This window comes from Runella limosa DSM 17973 (genome assembly GCF_000482465.1).
Lineage (GTDB): Bacteria > Bacteroidota > Bacteroidia > Cytophagales > Spirosomataceae > Runella > Runella limosa.
On sequence record NZ_KI519429.1, the window covers coordinates 151,512 to 168,290 of the forward strand.

A 16,779-nucleotide genomic window follows, 5' to 3' on the forward strand; every position below is an offset into this window, starting at 1 on the left:
AAGCTGCTGTTTATTTTCCCTCAAAACCTCTCCGTGACTTTTCTCAATCAGATGTATGACTTTTCTCATGGAAAATATTAATAAAAATAGCTGATTTTGAGAAAATTAAAAGACAAAAACTACCATGGCCAAGAATCCTAAATTCGACCTCCAACGATTTCATTTTGAACATCGGCTTTGGGGAAAAGAAATTGATTTTGTCAACGAAGAAGTGACCATTTTTGCGCATTTGCTCGACGAAATGAAGGTCATTTTACCCACTGACTTAGCTACAAGTTTTGCCGAAACGCTCCAGCGCATGTCGCGGGAAATTGAACATTTTAAACGCGTCAACAATACCCTCAAAAGCGAGATTCACGCCCAAGAAAACGTCATGGCCATCGCCCTGAAAAACGAAACGGTTCAATACAACGACGACATTTGGGCGACGCAGGTGTATCTGCGGGAAAAGATGGACTTTTACCACGACAATTACCGCAAATTCAAAACCGAATTCCGATTGTTTATTGGCAAAGACCTAGAAAATCATTTTTCGCTCAAGGAGGTTTCCTCGTTACAAGAAACAGCCTAAGGCTTGATTTTTATAGGAGGACTGTGTAAGTTGTCGCCAGAATCAGATATTCTAATGCGACAACTTATTTTTTTTGTGCTATTGGCCAGCCTCACTTCGGTTCATGCTCAACACCCCGCCCTTGAGCAAAGCCTCGCCGACTACCTTGCGAAGTTACCCACTTCGGTAAAGGTCAATTACCGCGTCGAATCACTTGAAGGAAAACGTTATGCAAGCCTTGGAGACGACGAACGGGTGCCATCTGCCAGTATCATCAAAATTCCCATTTTGGTCGAAGTCATGGAGCAAGTCAAAGCCCAACGCTTTGAACTTACCGACTATTATACCCTTCAAAATGCCGACAAAGTAGGCGGAGCAGGTACTATTTTTCAGGAACGTGAAGGCAAAGCTTTTACGTACGAGCAACTTGCCCACCAGATGATGGTGGCAAGCGACAACACGGCCACCAACATCTTGATTCGGAAAGTAGGGCGCGAAGCCGTCAACGAACGAATGAAAACGCTTGGTTTTCCCAATCTCCAACTCAATCGCGTGATGATGGACACCGCCGCCGTGGCCAAAGGCATCGAAAATTACGTGAATGCGGCCGAAATCAACCGCTTACTCAGCCTTATTTACCAGCGTAAGGTTGCCACGCCTGCGCTTTGTGATTTGATGGTGGCGTTTTTGCTTGACAATCATGACACTAGCACCTTGCCCTCGCTCATTCCTCGGCAAGTAGGCATTGCCCATAAAACAGGCACGCTCACTTATATTCGGGGCGATGCAGGGATTATTTTCACCAAAAAGCCCTTCGTAATATCCGTATTTGTACGTGGTACTGAGCTCAACAGAGCTGAAACAATTATCGCAGAAATCGGTAAAATAAGCTACGAAACATTAAAGTAGAATCAAATCATCAACCCTAATAACTCCATATCCATGAATACAATTTTTGATTTTTTGGGACAAATTCCTTGGTGGTGTTGGCCCATTGCTTTCCTTTTAATTATTGCCATTCGGGACATTACCCAGAAAAAACATACCATCAAACACAACTTCCCCGTGGTTGGCCACCTACGGTATTGGATTGAAACCATTGGGCCTGAATTTCGGCAGTATATCGTGGCCAACAACCGCGAAGAGCTTCCCTTCAACCGTCGGCAGCGGTCGTGGATTTATGCTTCGTCCAAACGCGAAAACAATTTTCAAGGTTTCGGAACTGACCAAGACGTGAATGGAGCAGGCTACATTTTTATCAAGCCCGCTTTGCTCACCAAACGCCTTCCCAAAGACCACCCTTACCGCGAAAACCCGTACGTTTTGCCCGCTGCAAAAGTGATTGGCTTACCACACAATCGCCGAAAGCCCTATCGCCCTAAGCAGGTGATTAATATTTCGGGCATGAGTTTTGGGTCGTTGTCGGCGCGTGCGATTGAGTCGTTGAACAAAGGTGCGGCCAAGTTTGGCTGCTACCACAACACGGGCGAAGGCGGTTTTTCGCCCTACCACAACAAAGGCGGCGATGTGGTGCTAAATATAGGAACAGCTTACTTTGGTATCCGCGACGATGACGGGAATTTTGTGATGCAAAAACTGGTGGATTTGACCAAAAGCAATCCGTCCATTCGGATGCTGGAGCTGAAACTTTCGCAAGGGGCAAAACCTGGGAAAGGGGGCGTATTACCTGCGTCAAAAATCACCCAAGAAATCGCCGACATCCGCCACATTCCGCTGGGCAAGGACGTGATTTCGCCCGCAGCGCACAGTGCATTTTCGAACATCCCCGAAATGATTGACTTCATCGAAAGCATGGCCGACGCGACGGGACTTCCTGTCGGCATCAAAGCCGCCGTGGGAAAGCTAGAAATGTGGGAAGAATTGGCCGAATTGATGGTAAAAACGGGCAAAGGCCCCGATTTTATTGCCATCGATGGTGGCGAAGGAGGAACAGGAGCGGCACCACCGTCGTTTGCCGACCACGTTTCGCTGCCTTGGGTATATGCGTTTTCGAGTGTGTATAAAATTTTCAAAAAGTACAACCTTACCCACCGCGTTACGTTCATTGGCTCGGGCAAGCTTGGCTTACCTGCACAAGCTATTATGGCCTTTTCGATGGGCGTCGATGTCATCAATATTGCCCGCGAAGCCATGATTTCTATCGGTTGTATCCAAGCCCAAGTCTGCCACAACAACCGCTGCCCGACGGGTATTGCGACCCAAAACAAATGGTTGCAGGCAGGGGTTGACCCTACGTTGAAAAGCGAGCGTTTTTACAATTATGCAAAAACCCTCACGAAAGAAGTACTAGAGATTTCGATTGCTTGCGGCTACGAACACCCTTCTCAGTTTACCATGGACGATGTGGACGTAGCAATGGGTGACAACAACCACACCCGCCCGCTCCGAATCGCGTACGAATACGAAAAAGTACCCGTCGCTTACGATGGCATTAATAAGTTGGTCAATTGTGCGCATTTAGGTGGGGGGAATTAAATAGTGAAGCAAGTAAATAGTGAGGCGGGTTGCTTACAACCCGCTTTTTTTATTCAACAAACCAGCCACTTCATAAAGAAAACAAGCCATTTCATAAAACATTTCAGCCATTTTGTTAAATATCTCCACACAAAAACTATCCCAACAAAGCCCCCCTCGTCCAATGAAAAACAGGTAAAACTCCCTTCTTTCATGTCAGACGAAAAAATCTACCAACTTGCGCTTCATTTGACCAACGGCCTTGGCAGTGTCCTCATTCGGCAGTTGATTGCCCACTTTGGAAGTGCACAAAAAATATTCCAAGCCAACCTAAAAAGCCTAACGAGGGTCAATGGAATTGGGGAAGCGACGGCGCGAATAATACTCCAAAAAGAAGGCATTCGAGACGCAGAAAATGAGCTCAAAAAACTAGCCTCCGTCGATGGGAAATTACTTTTTTATACTGACCCCGAATTTCCAACCCGTTTCAAATCGCTCTACGACGCCCCTGTGCTACTGTACGGCAAGGGCAATTTCAATCTCAACGAAGGTCGGTTTGTGGGGGTGGTCGGAACCCGCAAAGCAACGGATTATGGCAAAAATACGTGTGAACAAATTGTGGAAGGATTGGCCAACAAAGGAGTGACGATTGTGAGTGGATTGGCCTACGGCATCGACATCGCGACGCACCGCGCTTGTGTCAAACTCCGCGTGCCCACCCTCGGAGCCATGGCCACGGGAATTGACCTTATTTACCCTTCGACTCACGCCAAAACCGCCCAAGAAATGCAGGCCAATGGAGGAATTTTGACGGAATATCCGTTGGGAACCAAGCCTGATTTTATGCGTTTTCCCGCTCGCAATCGCATCATTGCGGGGCTTTCTGACGCCATCATCGTTGTAGAAGCAGCCGAAAAAGGAGGCGCGCTCATCACCGCCGAATACGCCAACAATTATAACCGCGACGTGTTTGCCGTTCCAGGAAACCTTACCAATTCGTATTCGACAGGTTGCAATCAGCTCATTCGCACGCACAAGGCTCAGATATTTACGGGCGTGGACGATTTAATGGATGCACTCAGTTGGCTTCCCGATGGTGCGGCATCTACCACCCCTCCCCCTCTTCCTGAGCATTTTACCCAAGCCGAAAGCGCTATTGTATCGCTTCTGCGCCAAAAGGGGGAAATGCAGATTGACGAACTCGCGTGGGAAAGCCAAATTCATCTGGGTAAGTTATCCCCACTTTTACTTAATTTAGAACTGCAAGGATACCTCCGAAGCCTACCAGGCAAGAAGTTTACCTTGGCCTAACGTACCTTGTAAGTGACGGTCGAATGGGGAGTTTGGCAATAATTATAGGCATCTAAAAGCTGCAACGACCCTTTGCTATTGGTTTTCAACCAACTTTTGGCGGGCAGTTGTTGGAGTAAATCCAGCATACATTCGTCGGTCGCAAACACCTTTTTTAAATTACGTACGCTCAGATACAGGAGTTCTTCGTTGGGGGTAATGCTGAAGAAATACTCATCCATACTTCCTTCGCCAAAATTATGCCGACAATAAATCGTCATCCCTTGTGATTGAACTACTTCATAAAACTGATCTAAGTACAGTCGGTATTTGTGTCCCTTTATTTCTTCATAACCCCACACTTTATTCGCATTTATTTCTTCTTTGTTACCTTTTAATGAGGTTACAATCACGCGTTGCGACTGCCAACGCAGCTGCACCGCCCGAAGCTCGGGATGAACTTGGGTATCGTTCTCTTCGCGATAAATCAGGCGGTAGTGCGTTGGCGCGCAACTTTGGAAAACTACTAACAAAAGTGTGAACAGAAGGGCGGGATAACGCATTATTTTTTGCTTATTTTAATAGATTGTCCATCACGGATTTCTTCGGACGCTTTGCGCACAATGGTTTCTTTGGAATGAATTCCTCCAAACACTTCAACCAAACTATCGAGCACATTGCCTTTTTCCACGGGCACCCACTCGGCTTTGTTATCATTTACCCGAATCACAAAGGTTTTTTCGGTCGAACTTACCACCGATGTTTTAGGAACAAATAGTGTGGACATCGTTCGCTCTACGGGCAATTTCACTTCAGCATACATGCCAGATTTCAACAAATTGCGTTGGTTGTTAAAATCAAACTCGGCCATCATTGAGCGATTGGCTTCCACCAAACTCTGCGCACTTCGGGCCAATTTTGCGTTGAACGTTTGTTCAGGAATGGCATTGACCGTAAACGAAACCGAACTTTTGTCAGGAAGCTGATTGGCGTAGCTTTCGGGAATGGCTACCGTCAGACGCAACGTTCGGCTATCTTCCAGCACAAACAACGGTTTTCCGTTGCTTTCGCCTGCGCCTACCAACGCCCCCGCGCTAATGTTCCGCTCCGTAATGACCCCGTCAAATGGTGCCGTAATGGTCAGGTAGTGACGCAATTCGGTCTTGGTTTGGTACATCGAACGACTCGCTTGGACATTTCCCTTGGCCACGCTCACCATCGCGCTGTCGGCCAGCATTTTCGCCTGGGCTTGTTCGAGTTCATGCGGCGAGACGGCGCCTTCTACTTTGTTGGTTTGCAAAAGCCGCTGGTAGGTTTGTTTGCTCGCCCGAAAACGTGCCGCTTGTTCAATCAAAACTGCCTCTTGGGCCTGTACGTGTGCTTGCGCTTGGCTCACTTCCGACAGAACTTCGGGCGCATCCAACTGCGCCAAAACTTGTCCTTTGCGTACCCACGACCCGCGATCTACTTGTACCGCCCGCACAAAGCCTTTCACTTTGGCATACAAGCTCACTCGGTTCCAAGGTTTCAGTTCACCTGGTAGCACAATGTTTTTCTCAGGGCGCATTTCCTGTACCTCCACCACTTCTACTTGCTGGGTTTCAGGCGCGGTACTTTTCTTTTTTTCTTCACTGGCTTCGGTAGAACAGGCAGTAATAGCTGCCCCCGCCACCAATGACGCTAAGAGGGTCCGATAAGATTTCATATAGTTGGGGTCAACGAGGATTTGTAATAATTGCTTTCAGGATCTTCTGGGTCAAGCGATACCGACTGGGTAGTGGCGGTGTGCTGGAATTGCGTAAATACGCAAGGCAAAATGAGCAAAGCCGCGAGCGTGGAGGCAATCAATCCGCCAATAACGGCTTGTCCCAAAGGAGCAATTTGGTCGCCCCCTTCTCCAAAGCCCGACGCCATCGGAAGCATCCCCGCAATCATCGCAATACTCGTCATCAAAATGGGACGAATACGACTGTTGGCGGCCAACATCACCGCTTTACGGCTATCGCCAAGGGTTAAGCGAAGGTTTTCGGCATTGGTCACCATCAAGATCGCATTGGCCACCGATACCCCTACCGACATAATTAAGCCCATGTACGACTGGAGATTGAGCGTTGCTCCGCAAGCCAACAACATCAGCAGCGAACCTGCTATTACGGCAGGGATAGCCGACAAAATCACGAGAGATAATTTGAACGACTGATAATTGGCCGCCAAGAGCAAGAAAATAATAATAATCGCCACCAATAAGCCCGTTTGAAGGCTCGTGAGGGTATCTCCCAGCAATTTGGTTTGGCCACGCATGTCCACCTGCACGCCGCGCGGCGGGTCGCCCGCATCTTTGATGGCTTTTAGAACGGCTTTTTGAGCCGAGCCGAGGTCTTTGTTGTGCAAATTAGCCGTAATTGTCACCAAGCGGTTAGGGCCTGCTCGGTCGTATTGACCTGGTGCCGTCTCCTCCGAAAAAGAAGCTACGTCCGACAATAAAGGGTGCATGGCTCCGCTACGCAACGGTATGTTACCGATGTCTTCGGGGGTGGTCATTTTGTATTCGGGAATTTGTACCTGCACCTGATACGCCAACCCTTTCGAGTCATCGAGCCAGAGGTTTTTATCGGTAAAACGGCTGGACGAAGTAGCTGCCACCATCGAACGGGCAATTTGGGTAGAAGTCACGCCCAGCTGCCCCGCACGCTCGCGATCGAGGGTAACTTTCAAAATAGGATAGGCCAGCGGTTGCGCAATTTTCACATCGCGCAAAAAAGTAATCCGCTTCATCTCGTCCTGAATTTTTCCCGCAAAACGCCCCGCTTCTTTTAAGTCTTTGGCGGCAACGGTCACTTCAATCGGTGTTGCCGAACCTTGGCTCATGATTTTATCAACCAACTCAATGGGCTCAAACGACACCTTGGCCGCAGGTAATTCTTGACGAATTTTCTCGCGCAATTCTTCTTTCAGTTCGTCCATATTGACGTGGTGTGCCTCATTGAGCGATACTTGCATGACAGCTTCGTGCGGCCCGCTGTTGAATACAAAGATGTTGGAGGTCCCGTAACTTGAAGGAACTGTTCCGACGTAGGCCGACGAAATAGCGACGTTTTCTTCCCCAACCGTTGATTTTATAATGTCCAACACTTTGAGCGTAGCCAACTCCGTGCGCTCGACCCGCGTTCCATCTTGCACGCTCAGGCGCAACTGAAACTGATGGCTGTTGGCATGGGGTAAAATATCGGTTCCAATCCCCAAAAAGCACAACACAATTACGCCCACACTTCCCACCAAATAGCCCCCTACGACCCATTTACGCTTTCCTAAGGCACGACTGAGCAAGGCAGAATAACGCTGTTTAAACTTCTCAAAACCCGTTGCTTTCGGGTCGGGGTGCGTTCCTTCATAAATCACCGTTTGGGTTTCTTGCGCATCCAAGGCCAAAGTAGCAGGCTCGTGCGGCGGATGGCTTTTGAGCAGCCAATTGGCCAATACGGGCACAAACGTCTGCGACAAAATAAAGGACGCTATCATGGCAAACCCTACCGACAACGACAACGGCAGAAACATCGACCGAGGTACGCCGCTCATGACAAAAGCGGGTGCAAACACGGCTAATATCGCCATCAAAATGAGAAATTCGGGAAAAATAATTTCTTTACAGGCTTCCCAAATAGCCACTGCTTTGGGTTTGCCCATTTCGAGATGCTGGTGAATATTTTCAATTGACACCGTGGCTTGGTCCACCAGAATCCCAACGGCCAACGCCAAGCCCGACAACGTCATGATGTTGATGGTTTGTCCTGCCAAATTCAATAAAATCACGGCCGACAACACCGAAATCGGAATGGTCACTACGACGATAATTACACTCCGCCAATCTCGCAAAAACAGCAGCACCATCAATCCCGTCAGCACTGCGCCCAAAATTCCTTCCGTTACGAGGCTTTTTAGGGCGTTTGTTACATACACCGACTGGTCAAACTCGTACGAAATCTTTACATCTTCGGGGATAGAATTTTGAAGTTCAGGAAGCGCTTTTTTGATGTTGTTCACCACGTCAAGCGTTGAAGCATCCGATTTTTTTACGACAGGAATATACACCGCGCGGCGGCCATTGACAAGGGCGTAACTAACGGTCACGTCCGCGCCGTCTTCCACCGTGCCAACGTCACGCACAAAAACCGTTGGCCCCGCTCCTACGCGAATCGGGATGTCCAAAAAGTCTTCGGGCTTTTTTACCAACGAATTTACGGGCGTCATCAGCGTTTTCTCTCCCATTCGGATATTCCCCGCTGGCGAAATCTGGTTATTGGTCACAATCGCTTTGATGATTTCGTCGGGCGTCAATTGATAACTTCGCACCAATTGTGGGTTTACTTTGATGATAATTGTACGCTGGTTTCCTCCCAAAGGCGGCGGGCTCGACACCCCAGGAATCCGCGAAAACATGGGTCGCACCCGCGACGAGGCAAAATCTTGTATTTCGTTGAGTGAACGATTTTTACTTTCAAAAACCAACTGACCAACGGGCACCGAACTAGCATCAAAACGAACTACTTGCGGCGGCACTGTTCCCTCTGGCATATACGCTTTGGCCCGCGACACGTTGTTGGCCACCTCGGCGGCGGCTTGGGCCATGTCGGTTCCTGGGTAAAATTGAAGCCGAATCAACGATAGCCCTTGAATGGTTTTTACTTCCACATCCCGAATCCCCGATACGTACAAAAAGTGGTCTTGGTACCGCGTAGCCATAAAACCATCCATTTGGTCGGGAGCCATACCGCCGTATTGTTGCACCACATAAATGGTCGGCAAATCCAAATTGGGAAAAATATCAACAGGAATAGTGAACAATGACATCACCGAAAAAAACAGGATGCCAAACACGCCCACTACCACTGAAATGGGTTTCCGCAAGGCAGAACGAATGAGTTGATACATACTTCTATGGTGCGTTTGAATTACTTAACTTGGTTCATAAACAGGGACAAATCGCCTTCGGCGGCGGCTTTCAACAGCAAAAAGCGCCACGCATTGCTTGTGGCCACGTAGCCGTCGATTTCGGCGCGGTTGAGCGTGACAAAGCTTTGGAACAACGTCGGCAAATCCGTTAGTCCACTTTGGTAACGGGCCTTGGCTTGGTTGTAGGCTTGCTGGGCAGCTTTGAGTTGAATGGGTGCTTGTTTGGCCAATTCCAAGCCCATCGTCAGTTGCGTATCGGCCTCCTGGTTTTGTCGATTGATGCGCAGCGATTGCTCGTTGTACAAATACCTAAAACGGTCTATCTGCAACTGTTCACTTTTATATTCTTGCCTCACCCTCAGCATGTTTGTTATGCTCCACCGTGCGGCAACGCCCACCAAATAGTTGGAGACTTGATAGCCCAACCCACGGCTAAAACTAAAATCGGCGACATCGCTCACATCGGCGGCGTTTGACACCCCCGACCCCCGCGCCCAACCCGCTCCTACCAGCGATATGAACGGTAATCCCGAATGCTTGATGGCATTGCTGCGCGCCACCGAAAGGCTAAGTTGGGTTTGGAAAAGTTTTAAAACAGGATTTTTGGGCGAAAGTGAATCCGAAAGAAAGGTAGTTTGAGGAAGTGTACGGTAAAAACCAAGGCTATCCACCTGAAGATTTTTTTGAACTTCACCCACCAGTTCCGAAAGGCGCAATCGCTGAACTTGTGCGCGTTGTTGGCTTTCAAGCAACGATAACCGCGCCCGAACTGTCTCAGCCGTGGCCAAGGAACTATCGACCGCCGCACGCATCCCCGACTGTACACCTGCGTCTATCACCCGTTTGAAGGTCAAGGCGCGGTCGAGGTTAGTGCGCTGTACTTCAACCAGTTTTTGCTGAATGAGAAGTAACAAATACGCATCAATCACCCGAATTTGATGTTGAAAAAGCTCATTTTCGTAGTCCGCTTGCGCCCGCTTCCAATCTGCCTGAGCGGCTTCCACGTTGGCTTTGACCCTGCCAAAATTGACAATGCGCCAGTCAATGACGGCACTCACAAAACTCCCCGTGGTAGGTTGATAGACAGGCTCAGGACGAATCCCCCCAGAAGTAGAAATGGTCGTACCCTCGTTTGGAAAAAACGAACCGTGAATACTGTTGTTGGTCGAAAAGGTATATTGATCTTGCACTACGATGGAGGGCAAGTACTCAGTTTTTGCCAATTGCACTCGTCGTTCGATGCTTTTGGCTTCGGCCTGCTTTGCTTTCAAAAAAGGGTAATTTTGAACACCTTGCTCAATGGCTTGCGACAGCGAAAGTGTTTGTGCTTGCCCAGAAAACCCTTGGCTTACCATCAATACCAACCCAAAAAACTGGCTCAACGGCCGAATGTAGCTAATACCTTTTTTCATAGAAACCAACGTAGTGGAAGTGCGGTTATCAGTAATAGCTCACAAAACAATAGCCCAATTCTGGAAACATTTAGGAAAAATGGGAATCTAGGCCAAAAAACAGGTTGAACGCATCAAAAAAAAGTAGCCTCAGCGAGGTTACTTTTTTTTAATGCGTTCAGCCTCGGCAAAAAAGTACTTTGTCTAAATGTTTCCAGAATTGCCTTCTACCTTTGTTTTGTTGAATCAAATACGTCTATGAAAGTACTGGTTGTTGAAGACGAAAAAGGATTGGCTGAAAGCATCAGCGAATACATGATCAAAGAAGGATTTGTGTGCGAAACCGCAGGCACTTTTTTGGAGGCCGACCAGCGGATTTATTTATACGACTACGATTGTGTCATCGTGGACTTAAACTTGCCCGACGGCAATGGGTTTCAACTGATTCAATCGCTCAAAAAAATGCTTACAACCACGGGCGTTATTATTATTTCGGCCCGCAATGCCCTAGAAGATAAAATCAAGGGGCTAGAAATTGGGTCGGACGACTACCTGACCAAGCCTTTTCATTTGTCTGAACTCAACGCCCGCGTCAAATCGCTGATTCGACGACGCAACTTTAGTGGACATACCGAAATTGAGTTTCACGAAATTTTGGTTCAACCTGCTTCCCGAAAAGTCTATGTAAAAGGACAATTGACCGTACTTTCGCGCAAAGAATACGATTTATTGCTATATTTCTTGTCGAACGTGGACGTGGTACTTACCAAAGCATCCATTGCCGAACATTTGTGGGGGGACAACATCGACTCCGTTGACTCATTGGACATCGTTTACTCACACATTAAAAACCTTCGGCGAAAATTGCTTGAAAAAGGCTGTACCGACTACGTGCGTTCGGTCTATGGAATTGGCTATAAATTTGGGCTTTCGTGAAACTATTAACCAAAACCAACCGCATTTATCTGACATTCTCAACGGCCATTTATTTGTTTGCGGGACTGGCCTTCTACCAAGTCATTAAAATCCTTATTTATGATGAAGTAGAAAATCGCTTGAAGGTCGAAAAACGCGACTTTGAGCAATACCTCAAAATCCACGACAACTGGTCGAGTGGCTATTTTGTCGAAAACAAAATCGAAGTCTCGCCCGTCACTGGCCCCATCCAAGCTGCAGAATTTTTTACGGATACCCTGATGCGTAGCCGTTACGAAGACGAACTTACGCCTTTTCGGCAACTTACGTTTTATGCCACCATCGGCGGTGTGGTGCGTGAAGTTACCATTCGTAAATCCCTCATTCAAACCTTCCGACTGATTGAAATCATCACCGCCACCATGGTGGTTTGCCTTGTGCTGTTGCTGATAGGGACTTTTTGGTTTCAGGGAAAATCTTCGGGGCGAATCTGGCATCCGTTTTACGAAACCCTTTCGCGGATGAAAAACTTTGACCTCACCCACGAAAAACCTTTGCAGTTGGACAAGCCCGAAATTGACGAATTTGAGGAATTGAACGAGGTATTCCGAAAAATGGGTGAAAAAATGCAACACGACTACCGCAGCCTCAAGGAGTTTACCGAAAATGCCTCGCACGAAATCCAAACGCCGTTGGCGCTCATCAATGCCAAAGTCGAGCAGTTGATTCAACACGCCAAGCTTTCCGAAACCCAAACCCACTTGATTGAAGATATTTACCAAGCCTCGCGGCGGATGGCTCGTCTCAATCAAGGGCTGTTGCTTTTGGCAAAAATTGAAAATCACCAGTTTACGACGAACCACACCATCAATTTGACCGAATTGTTGGTCAACAAGTTGGGCGACATGGAAGAGATGATACACTACAAACAATTGGAAGTCCATCTCGAAAACGACGCCCCTTTTGTGGTGGAGTTACCGCCCGCTTTGGCCGAAACTTTGGTTAATAATTTGGTCAATAATGCCATCAAACACAACCACGCCCAAGGACAAATTCGGTTACATTCGACGCCCCAGCAAATCTGCCTCAGTAATACGGGACACGCCCTTGTAAGCCCTCCCGAGCGCTTGTTTGAACGCTTTAAAAAAGAAGGCACAGGCCCCGACTCGGTGGGGCTTGGCTTGGCCATTATCAAGGAAATTTGTACCAATTACGGCTTACAAGTCAACTACACCGTCGGCGACGGATGGCATCAGTTTTGTATCTCTTCCTAAGATTTTTCTATCTTTGACGCATCAACGCGCCAAAGATGAAATCCCATTTTCGCATCGACGAAGTTACGTACTCCCATTTATTGGGCAGGCTCAACGACCTGCACGTGACCGATAAGCGCGGTACGCTCCCTGATTTTACTTTTTTTCATAAAGACGAATGGCTCGCCGACACGGCCGTTATCGAGGAACTCACGCGACACAAAGGCGAGTGGCAGGTTAATTTGGTCTTTGCCCATACCAACAACCCGATGCGGTTTATTCGCCGACAAATCACTTCGTATTCTTGTCCGCGTAAGGCATCGTTGTTTGCGTCTTTGATGCGCCGATTGGCGGCAAAAGACCAGCGCGGTACGCAGGCAATCAGTATAAATGATATATTTGTAGCACAGAACTGAGCATCATCGCAAGGGTTATCATGCACAATACCAAAGAAAAAATCGTACTAGCTTCCATAAAGCTCTTCAATGAGCACGGGGTGGCAAGTGTCAGGCTTCAACAAATAGCCGATGAAACGGGTATTAGCGTCGGTAATTTGGCCTACCATTTTCGCAACAAAGAGGCCATTGTTTCTTCTGTTTACGAAAAACTATTTGATGAATTTCGGCAACTTCTCAGTACGTACCTTTTGACGCCTTCTTTTGCCGATTTCGACGGGCAGATGGCTGGCTATTTTGAATTTTTCAAAACCTACCGTTTTTACATTACCGATTTGTTTTCTGCCGAGCATCCCCTACCCGACATTCAAGCCGAATGGGAGATGTTTATGAACAAAATGATTTTGCAAATCAAAAACCGTATCGACTTCCACGTCAGTCGAGGCGAGCTCCTTCCCGAATCGTCGCAAGGAACGTACTACCTCATTTCGGAGTCGATTTGGATGACACTGGTTTTTTGGATTCCTCAGCAAACCATGCGCCGCAAACCCGTCACGGAAGGACGCTATCGGACGGCCGTGTGGAACCATTTAAAACCCTACTTTACTCAAAAAGGCTTAGATACCTTCGAACTCATCTCCCCCGTCCTTTCTCAAAATTAATCTTCAAATCCTGACCAATGTCATGTCTTTGCAGTAGTACATCCGCTACTTTGTGAAACACATGTATCTACCGATATTTAGGTTTATTCTAAATTAGAAAAAAATTTCTAAAATTAATTAGAAAATATTTTCTAAAAAGTCAGAAGTGGTTATATTTGTTCACTTTTTAGTACAATTTTAGCAAACCAAAACCCTTAAGCTATTTTTTCTTATGGCAAATGTACTATGGCTGCAAGGAGGCGCGTGCAGTGGCAATACCATGTCATTCTTAAACGCCGAAGAGCCTACGGTGGTTGACCTCGTCACCGATTTCGGCGTCAATATTCTCTGGCACCCTTCCATTGGGCTTGAAATTGGTCATCAAGTGACCGAGCTACTCGATGACATCATCAAGGGGAAAGTGCAATGCGACATTTTGGTATATGAAGGAAGTATCATCAAAGGCCCTAAAAATACAGGCACGATGAACTACTTCTGCGACCGCCCCATGAAGGACTGGGTACGGGAGTTATCGGAAGTAGCGGGTTTTGTAGTAGCCATTGGCGACTGCGCCACTTGGGGCGGCATTCCCGCCGTGGAACCCAACCCCAGCGAATCGACGGGCGTACAGTTTTTGCGCAAAGAAAAAGGTGGTTTTTTGGGGGCTAATTACAAATCAAAAGGTGGTTTGCCCGTCATCAACATTCCAGGCTGTCCTGCTCACCCCGACTGGATTACGCAAATTTTGGTGGCCATCGCTACGGGCCGTATCGGGGATGTTTTATTGGATGACTACCACCGTCCCAAAACTTTCTTTACCGATTTTGTACAAACGGGTTGTACCAACGTTGTCAATTTTGCCAATAAAGTGGATGGAGGTTTTGGAAAACGAGGCAATGGCTGCTTGTTTTACGAAGTGGGCTGCCGTGGGCCAATGACCCGGGCGAGTTGTAACAAAATTTTGTGGAACCGCCAGTCGAGTAAAACCCGCGCCAACCACCCCTGCCTAGGTTGTACAGAACCAGGCTTCCCGCACCACGATTTGGCCAAAGGAAGTGTCTTCAAAACCCTCAAGTATTTGGGCTTTTTGCCCCAAGACGTACCTGCGGGCAACTCCAAACTTGGCTACTACATGCGCGCTGGTTTTGAAAAAACAATGCACGCCGTGGAAGTCGGACTTGGTATCGAAAAAGCCCACAGCCAAGGTTCTAAATAGTTTCAAAGAACCATTTAACATTTCCATTCACTCAATTTGAACACACTCCAATGGCAATCACCAAAGAACTAAATATATCCCCCGTAGGTCGGGTAGAAGGCGACCTCGATGTAAAAGTATATATGGAAGATGGCGTAGTGACCCGCGCCCATACGCAAGCGGCTATGTTCCGTGGTTTTGAGCAAATTATGGCGGGTAAAGACCCCCAATCAGGGCTTATCGTAACGCCGCGTATTTGCGGTATTTGCGGTGGCTCGCACTTGTATTGCGCGTCATCGGCCTTAGATACTGCTTGGGGAACAACCTTGCCGCCGAATGCCCTCTTGCTTCGCGCCTTGGGGCAAGCCACCGAAACCATTCAAAGTATTCCGCGTTGGTTTTACGCCATTTTTGCTACCGATTTAGCCAATAAAAAATTTGCCAATAAACCCCTTTACGCCGAAGTTGTAAAACGCTGGGCGGCGTATGTGGGTACTTCTTTCCAAAAGGGGGTCACCACGAGCGCGCTACCTGTGCAAGTGTATGCGCTTTTTGGCGGTCAATGGCCGCACTCTAGCTACATGGTACCAGGTGGGGTGATGAGCGCACCTACCCTCAAAGACATCACGCGGGCTCACGCTATCATGAATCAATTCCGCAAAGATTGGCTCGAAAGTATCTTTTTGGGCTGTTCGATTGAGCGTTACATGCAAATCAAAACGTGGGACGATTTGATGGAATGGGTCGAAGAAAACGAATCGCAACGCAACTCCGACTTGGGCTTGTACATTCGGGCAGGGATTGAGTTTGGACTTCATAAATTTGGACAAGGAGTAGGCAAATTTGTGGCGTTTGGCACCTATATTCACAAAGATTTGTGGAACCAGCCCAAAATTGAAACCCGTAACAACGCCGTGATTAGTCCTGGTGGTTTTTGGGACGGCAAAAAGTACTATGAATTAGACCATTTGCAGGTACAAGAGCACGTCAAGCACGCATGGTACGCCGATGTACCCGCCGCCCACCCTTGGGACGAACCACTGCCAACGCCGCTGCCGTCGCAAAACTTGGCCGAAACCAATTTTAACGATAAATACAGCTGGTCGAAAGCACCGCGTTACATGAACTTTGCGGCAGAAGCTGGACCACTGTCGCGGGTGATTATGAATGCCAATCCTGCCAATAAAGCACACCAATTCCAAGATCCCCTTTTTATGGACATTATGGAAAAAATGGGTCCAAGTGTCTTTACGCGTACCTTGGCACGTTTGCACGAAGCGCCACGCTTGTATTTGATGATCGACGAATGGCTCCGTCAAGTGGATCTCAACGGTGACTTTTACATCAAACCTACCGAACGCGACGGCAAAGGCTGGGGAGCCACGGAAGCAGCGCGTGGGGCATTGGCACACTGGATTGAAATTGAAAACGGCGTTATCAAAAATTATCAAGTGATGGCTCCAACGACCTGGAACGTAGGCCCTAACGACGAAACTGGCAACCCTGGCCCCATTGAGGCCGCCTTGGAAGGTACCGAAATCGAAGACCCACACGACCCCGTGGAAGTAGGTTTAGTGGCTCGTTCGTTTGACTCTTGCTTGGTCTGTACGGTTCACGCCCACGACGGTAAGAGCGGTCAAGAATTAGCGAAGTTTAAGTTGTAATTTTCTAAAACAATCCAGTAACTCCAGCCTTTAGGCTGGGGGTTTGGGGAACTACGATAT

14 protein-coding genes are annotated in these 16,779 nt (G+C 47.9%); 10 read left to right on the forward strand and 4 right to left on the reverse strand.

The window, feature by feature from the left end; translation table 11 throughout:
- Positions 1-124: 124 nt before the first annotated feature.
- The 4 genes from K339_RS0129415 (at position 125) to dprA (ending at position 4,336) form a co-directional block, all read left to right on the forward strand.
- Positions 125-571 (forward strand): hypothetical protein, encoded by a 447-nt coding sequence (locus K339_RS0129415; RefSeq protein WP_028526800.1) that lies wholly within the window; start codon positions 125-127, stop codon positions 569-571.
- 54 nt (positions 572-625) lie between these two features.
- Complete coding sequence (locus tag K339_RS0129420) at positions 626-1,459, forward strand: serine hydrolase (protein WP_051398345.1); 834 nt, start codon at positions 626-628, stop codon at positions 1,457-1,459.
- A gap of 33 nt (positions 1,460-1,492) precedes the next feature.
- A complete protein-coding gene (locus K339_RS0129425; RefSeq protein WP_028526802.1) occupies positions 1,493-3,046 on the forward strand; it encodes an FMN-binding glutamate synthase family protein in 1,554 nt (517 codons plus the stop codon).
- 192 nt (positions 3,047-3,238) lie between these two features.
- Positions 3,239-4,336 carry a DNA-processing protein DprA gene (gene dprA / locus K339_RS0129435; RefSeq protein ID WP_028526803.1) on the forward strand — a complete coding sequence of 366 codons (1,098 nt, stop codon included), beginning with the start codon at positions 3,239-3,241 and terminating at the stop codon, positions 4,334-4,336.
- On the opposite strand, the gene K339_RS0129440 is transcribed toward dprA, so the two are convergent.
- From K339_RS0129440 to K339_RS0129455, 4 genes are read right to left on the reverse strand one after another with little or no spacing between them, the layout of a single operon-like run.
- Complete coding sequence (locus K339_RS0129440; protein ID WP_028526804.1) at positions 4,333-4,878, reverse strand: hypothetical protein; 546 nt, start codon at positions 4,876-4,878, stop codon at positions 4,333-4,335. The genes dprA and K339_RS0129440 overlap by 4 nt on opposite strands.
- On the reverse strand, positions 4,878-6,020 hold the full coding sequence (locus K339_RS0129445; RefSeq protein ID WP_037302211.1) for an efflux RND transporter periplasmic adaptor subunit: 1,143 nt from the start codon (positions 6,018-6,020) through the stop codon (positions 4,878-4,880). The genes K339_RS0129440 and K339_RS0129445 overlap by 1 nt, the downstream gene beginning before the upstream one ends.
- Complete coding sequence (locus K339_RS0129450; RefSeq protein WP_028526806.1) at positions 6,017-9,244, reverse strand: efflux RND transporter permease subunit; 3,228 nt, start codon at positions 9,242-9,244, stop codon at positions 6,017-6,019. Before K339_RS0129450 ends, K339_RS0129445 begins: the two co-directional genes overlap by 4 nt.
- A gap of 20 nt (positions 9,245-9,264) precedes the next feature.
- Entirely contained in the window at positions 9,265-10,677 is a 1,413-nt protein-coding gene (locus K339_RS0129455) for a TolC family protein (RefSeq protein WP_084332354.1), read from the reverse strand.
- Positions 10,678-10,914: 237 nt separating this feature from the next.
- Here K339_RS0129455 and K339_RS0129460 point away from each other — a divergent pair, with 237 nt between their 5' ends.
- From K339_RS0129460 to K339_RS0129485, 6 genes are all read left to right on the forward strand, one after another.
- Positions 10,915-11,592: a response regulator transcription factor gene (locus tag K339_RS0129460; protein ID WP_028526808.1), complete on the forward strand. Its 678-nt coding sequence runs from the start codon at positions 10,915-10,917 to the stop codon at positions 11,590-11,592.
- The gene (locus K339_RS0129465) at positions 11,589-12,845 is read left to right on the forward strand and encodes a sensor histidine kinase (RefSeq protein ID WP_028526809.1); all 1,257 of its coding nucleotides are present in this window, start codon (positions 11,589-11,591) and stop codon (positions 12,843-12,845) included. The genes K339_RS0129460 and K339_RS0129465 overlap by 4 nt, the downstream gene beginning before the upstream one ends.
- A gap of 35 nt (positions 12,846-12,880) precedes the next feature.
- Positions 12,881-13,240: a hypothetical protein gene (locus K339_RS0129470; RefSeq protein WP_028526810.1), complete on the forward strand. Its 360-nt coding sequence runs from the start codon at positions 12,881-12,883 to the stop codon at positions 13,238-13,240.
- A gap of 20 nt (positions 13,241-13,260) precedes the next feature.
- On the forward strand, positions 13,261-13,881 hold the full coding sequence (locus K339_RS0129475) for a TetR/AcrR family transcriptional regulator (protein ID WP_028526811.1): 621 nt from the start codon (positions 13,261-13,263) through the stop codon (positions 13,879-13,881).
- Positions 13,882-14,092: 211 nt separating this feature from the next.
- A complete protein-coding gene (locus K339_RS0129480; RefSeq protein WP_028526812.1) occupies positions 14,093-15,076 on the forward strand; it encodes an NADH-quinone oxidoreductase subunit B family protein in 984 nt (327 codons plus the stop codon).
- A 50-nt stretch (positions 15,077-15,126) separates the two neighbouring features.
- Entirely contained in the window at positions 15,127-16,719 is a 1,593-nt protein-coding gene (locus tag K339_RS0129485) for a nickel-dependent hydrogenase large subunit (RefSeq protein ID WP_028526813.1), read from the forward strand.
- Positions 16,720-16,779 lie beyond the last annotated feature (60 nt).

Coding starts and splice junctions, on each gene's coding strand:
- K339_RS0129470 (WP_028526810.1), top strand. CDS start 12,881: ATGAAATCCCATTTTCGCATCGACGAAGTTACGTACTCCCATTTATTG.
- K339_RS0129425 (WP_028526802.1), top strand. CDS start 1,493: ATGAATACAATTTTTGATTTTTTGGGACAAATTCCTTGGTGGTGTTGG.
- K339_RS0129485 (WP_028526813.1), top strand. CDS start 15,127: ATGGCAATCACCAAAGAACTAAATATATCCCCCGTAGGTCGGGTAGAA.
- K339_RS0129475 (WP_028526811.1), top strand. CDS start 13,261: ATGCACAATACCAAAGAAAAAATCGTACTAGCTTCCATAAAGCTCTTC.
- dprA (WP_028526803.1), top strand. CDS start 3,239: ATGTCAGACGAAAAAATCTACCAACTTGCGCTTCATTTGACCAACGGC.
- K339_RS0129420 (WP_051398345.1), top strand. CDS start 626: ATGCGACAACTTATTTTTTTTGTGCTATTGGCCAGCCTCACTTCGGTT.
- K339_RS0129460 (WP_028526808.1), top strand. CDS start 10,915: ATGAAAGTACTGGTTGTTGAAGACGAAAAAGGATTGGCTGAAAGCATC.
- K339_RS0129440 (WP_028526804.1), bottom strand. CDS start 4,878: ATGCGTTATCCCGCCCTTCTGTTCACACTTTTGTTAGTAGTTTTCCAA.
- K339_RS0129445 (WP_037302211.1), bottom strand. CDS start 6,020: ATGAAATCTTATCGGACCCTCTTAGCGTCATTGGTGGCGGGGGCAGCT.
- K339_RS0129455 (WP_084332354.1), bottom strand. CDS start 10,677: ATGAAAAAAGGTATTAGCTACATTCGGCCGTTGAGCCAGTTTTTTGGG.
- K339_RS0129450 (WP_028526806.1), bottom strand. CDS start 9,244: ATGTATCAACTCATTCGTTCTGCCTTGCGGAAACCCATTTCAGTGGTA.
- K339_RS0129415 (WP_028526800.1), top strand. CDS start 125: ATGGCCAAGAATCCTAAATTCGACCTCCAACGATTTCATTTTGAACAT.
- K339_RS0129480 (WP_028526812.1), top strand. CDS start 14,093: ATGGCAAATGTACTATGGCTGCAAGGAGGCGCGTGCAGTGGCAATACC.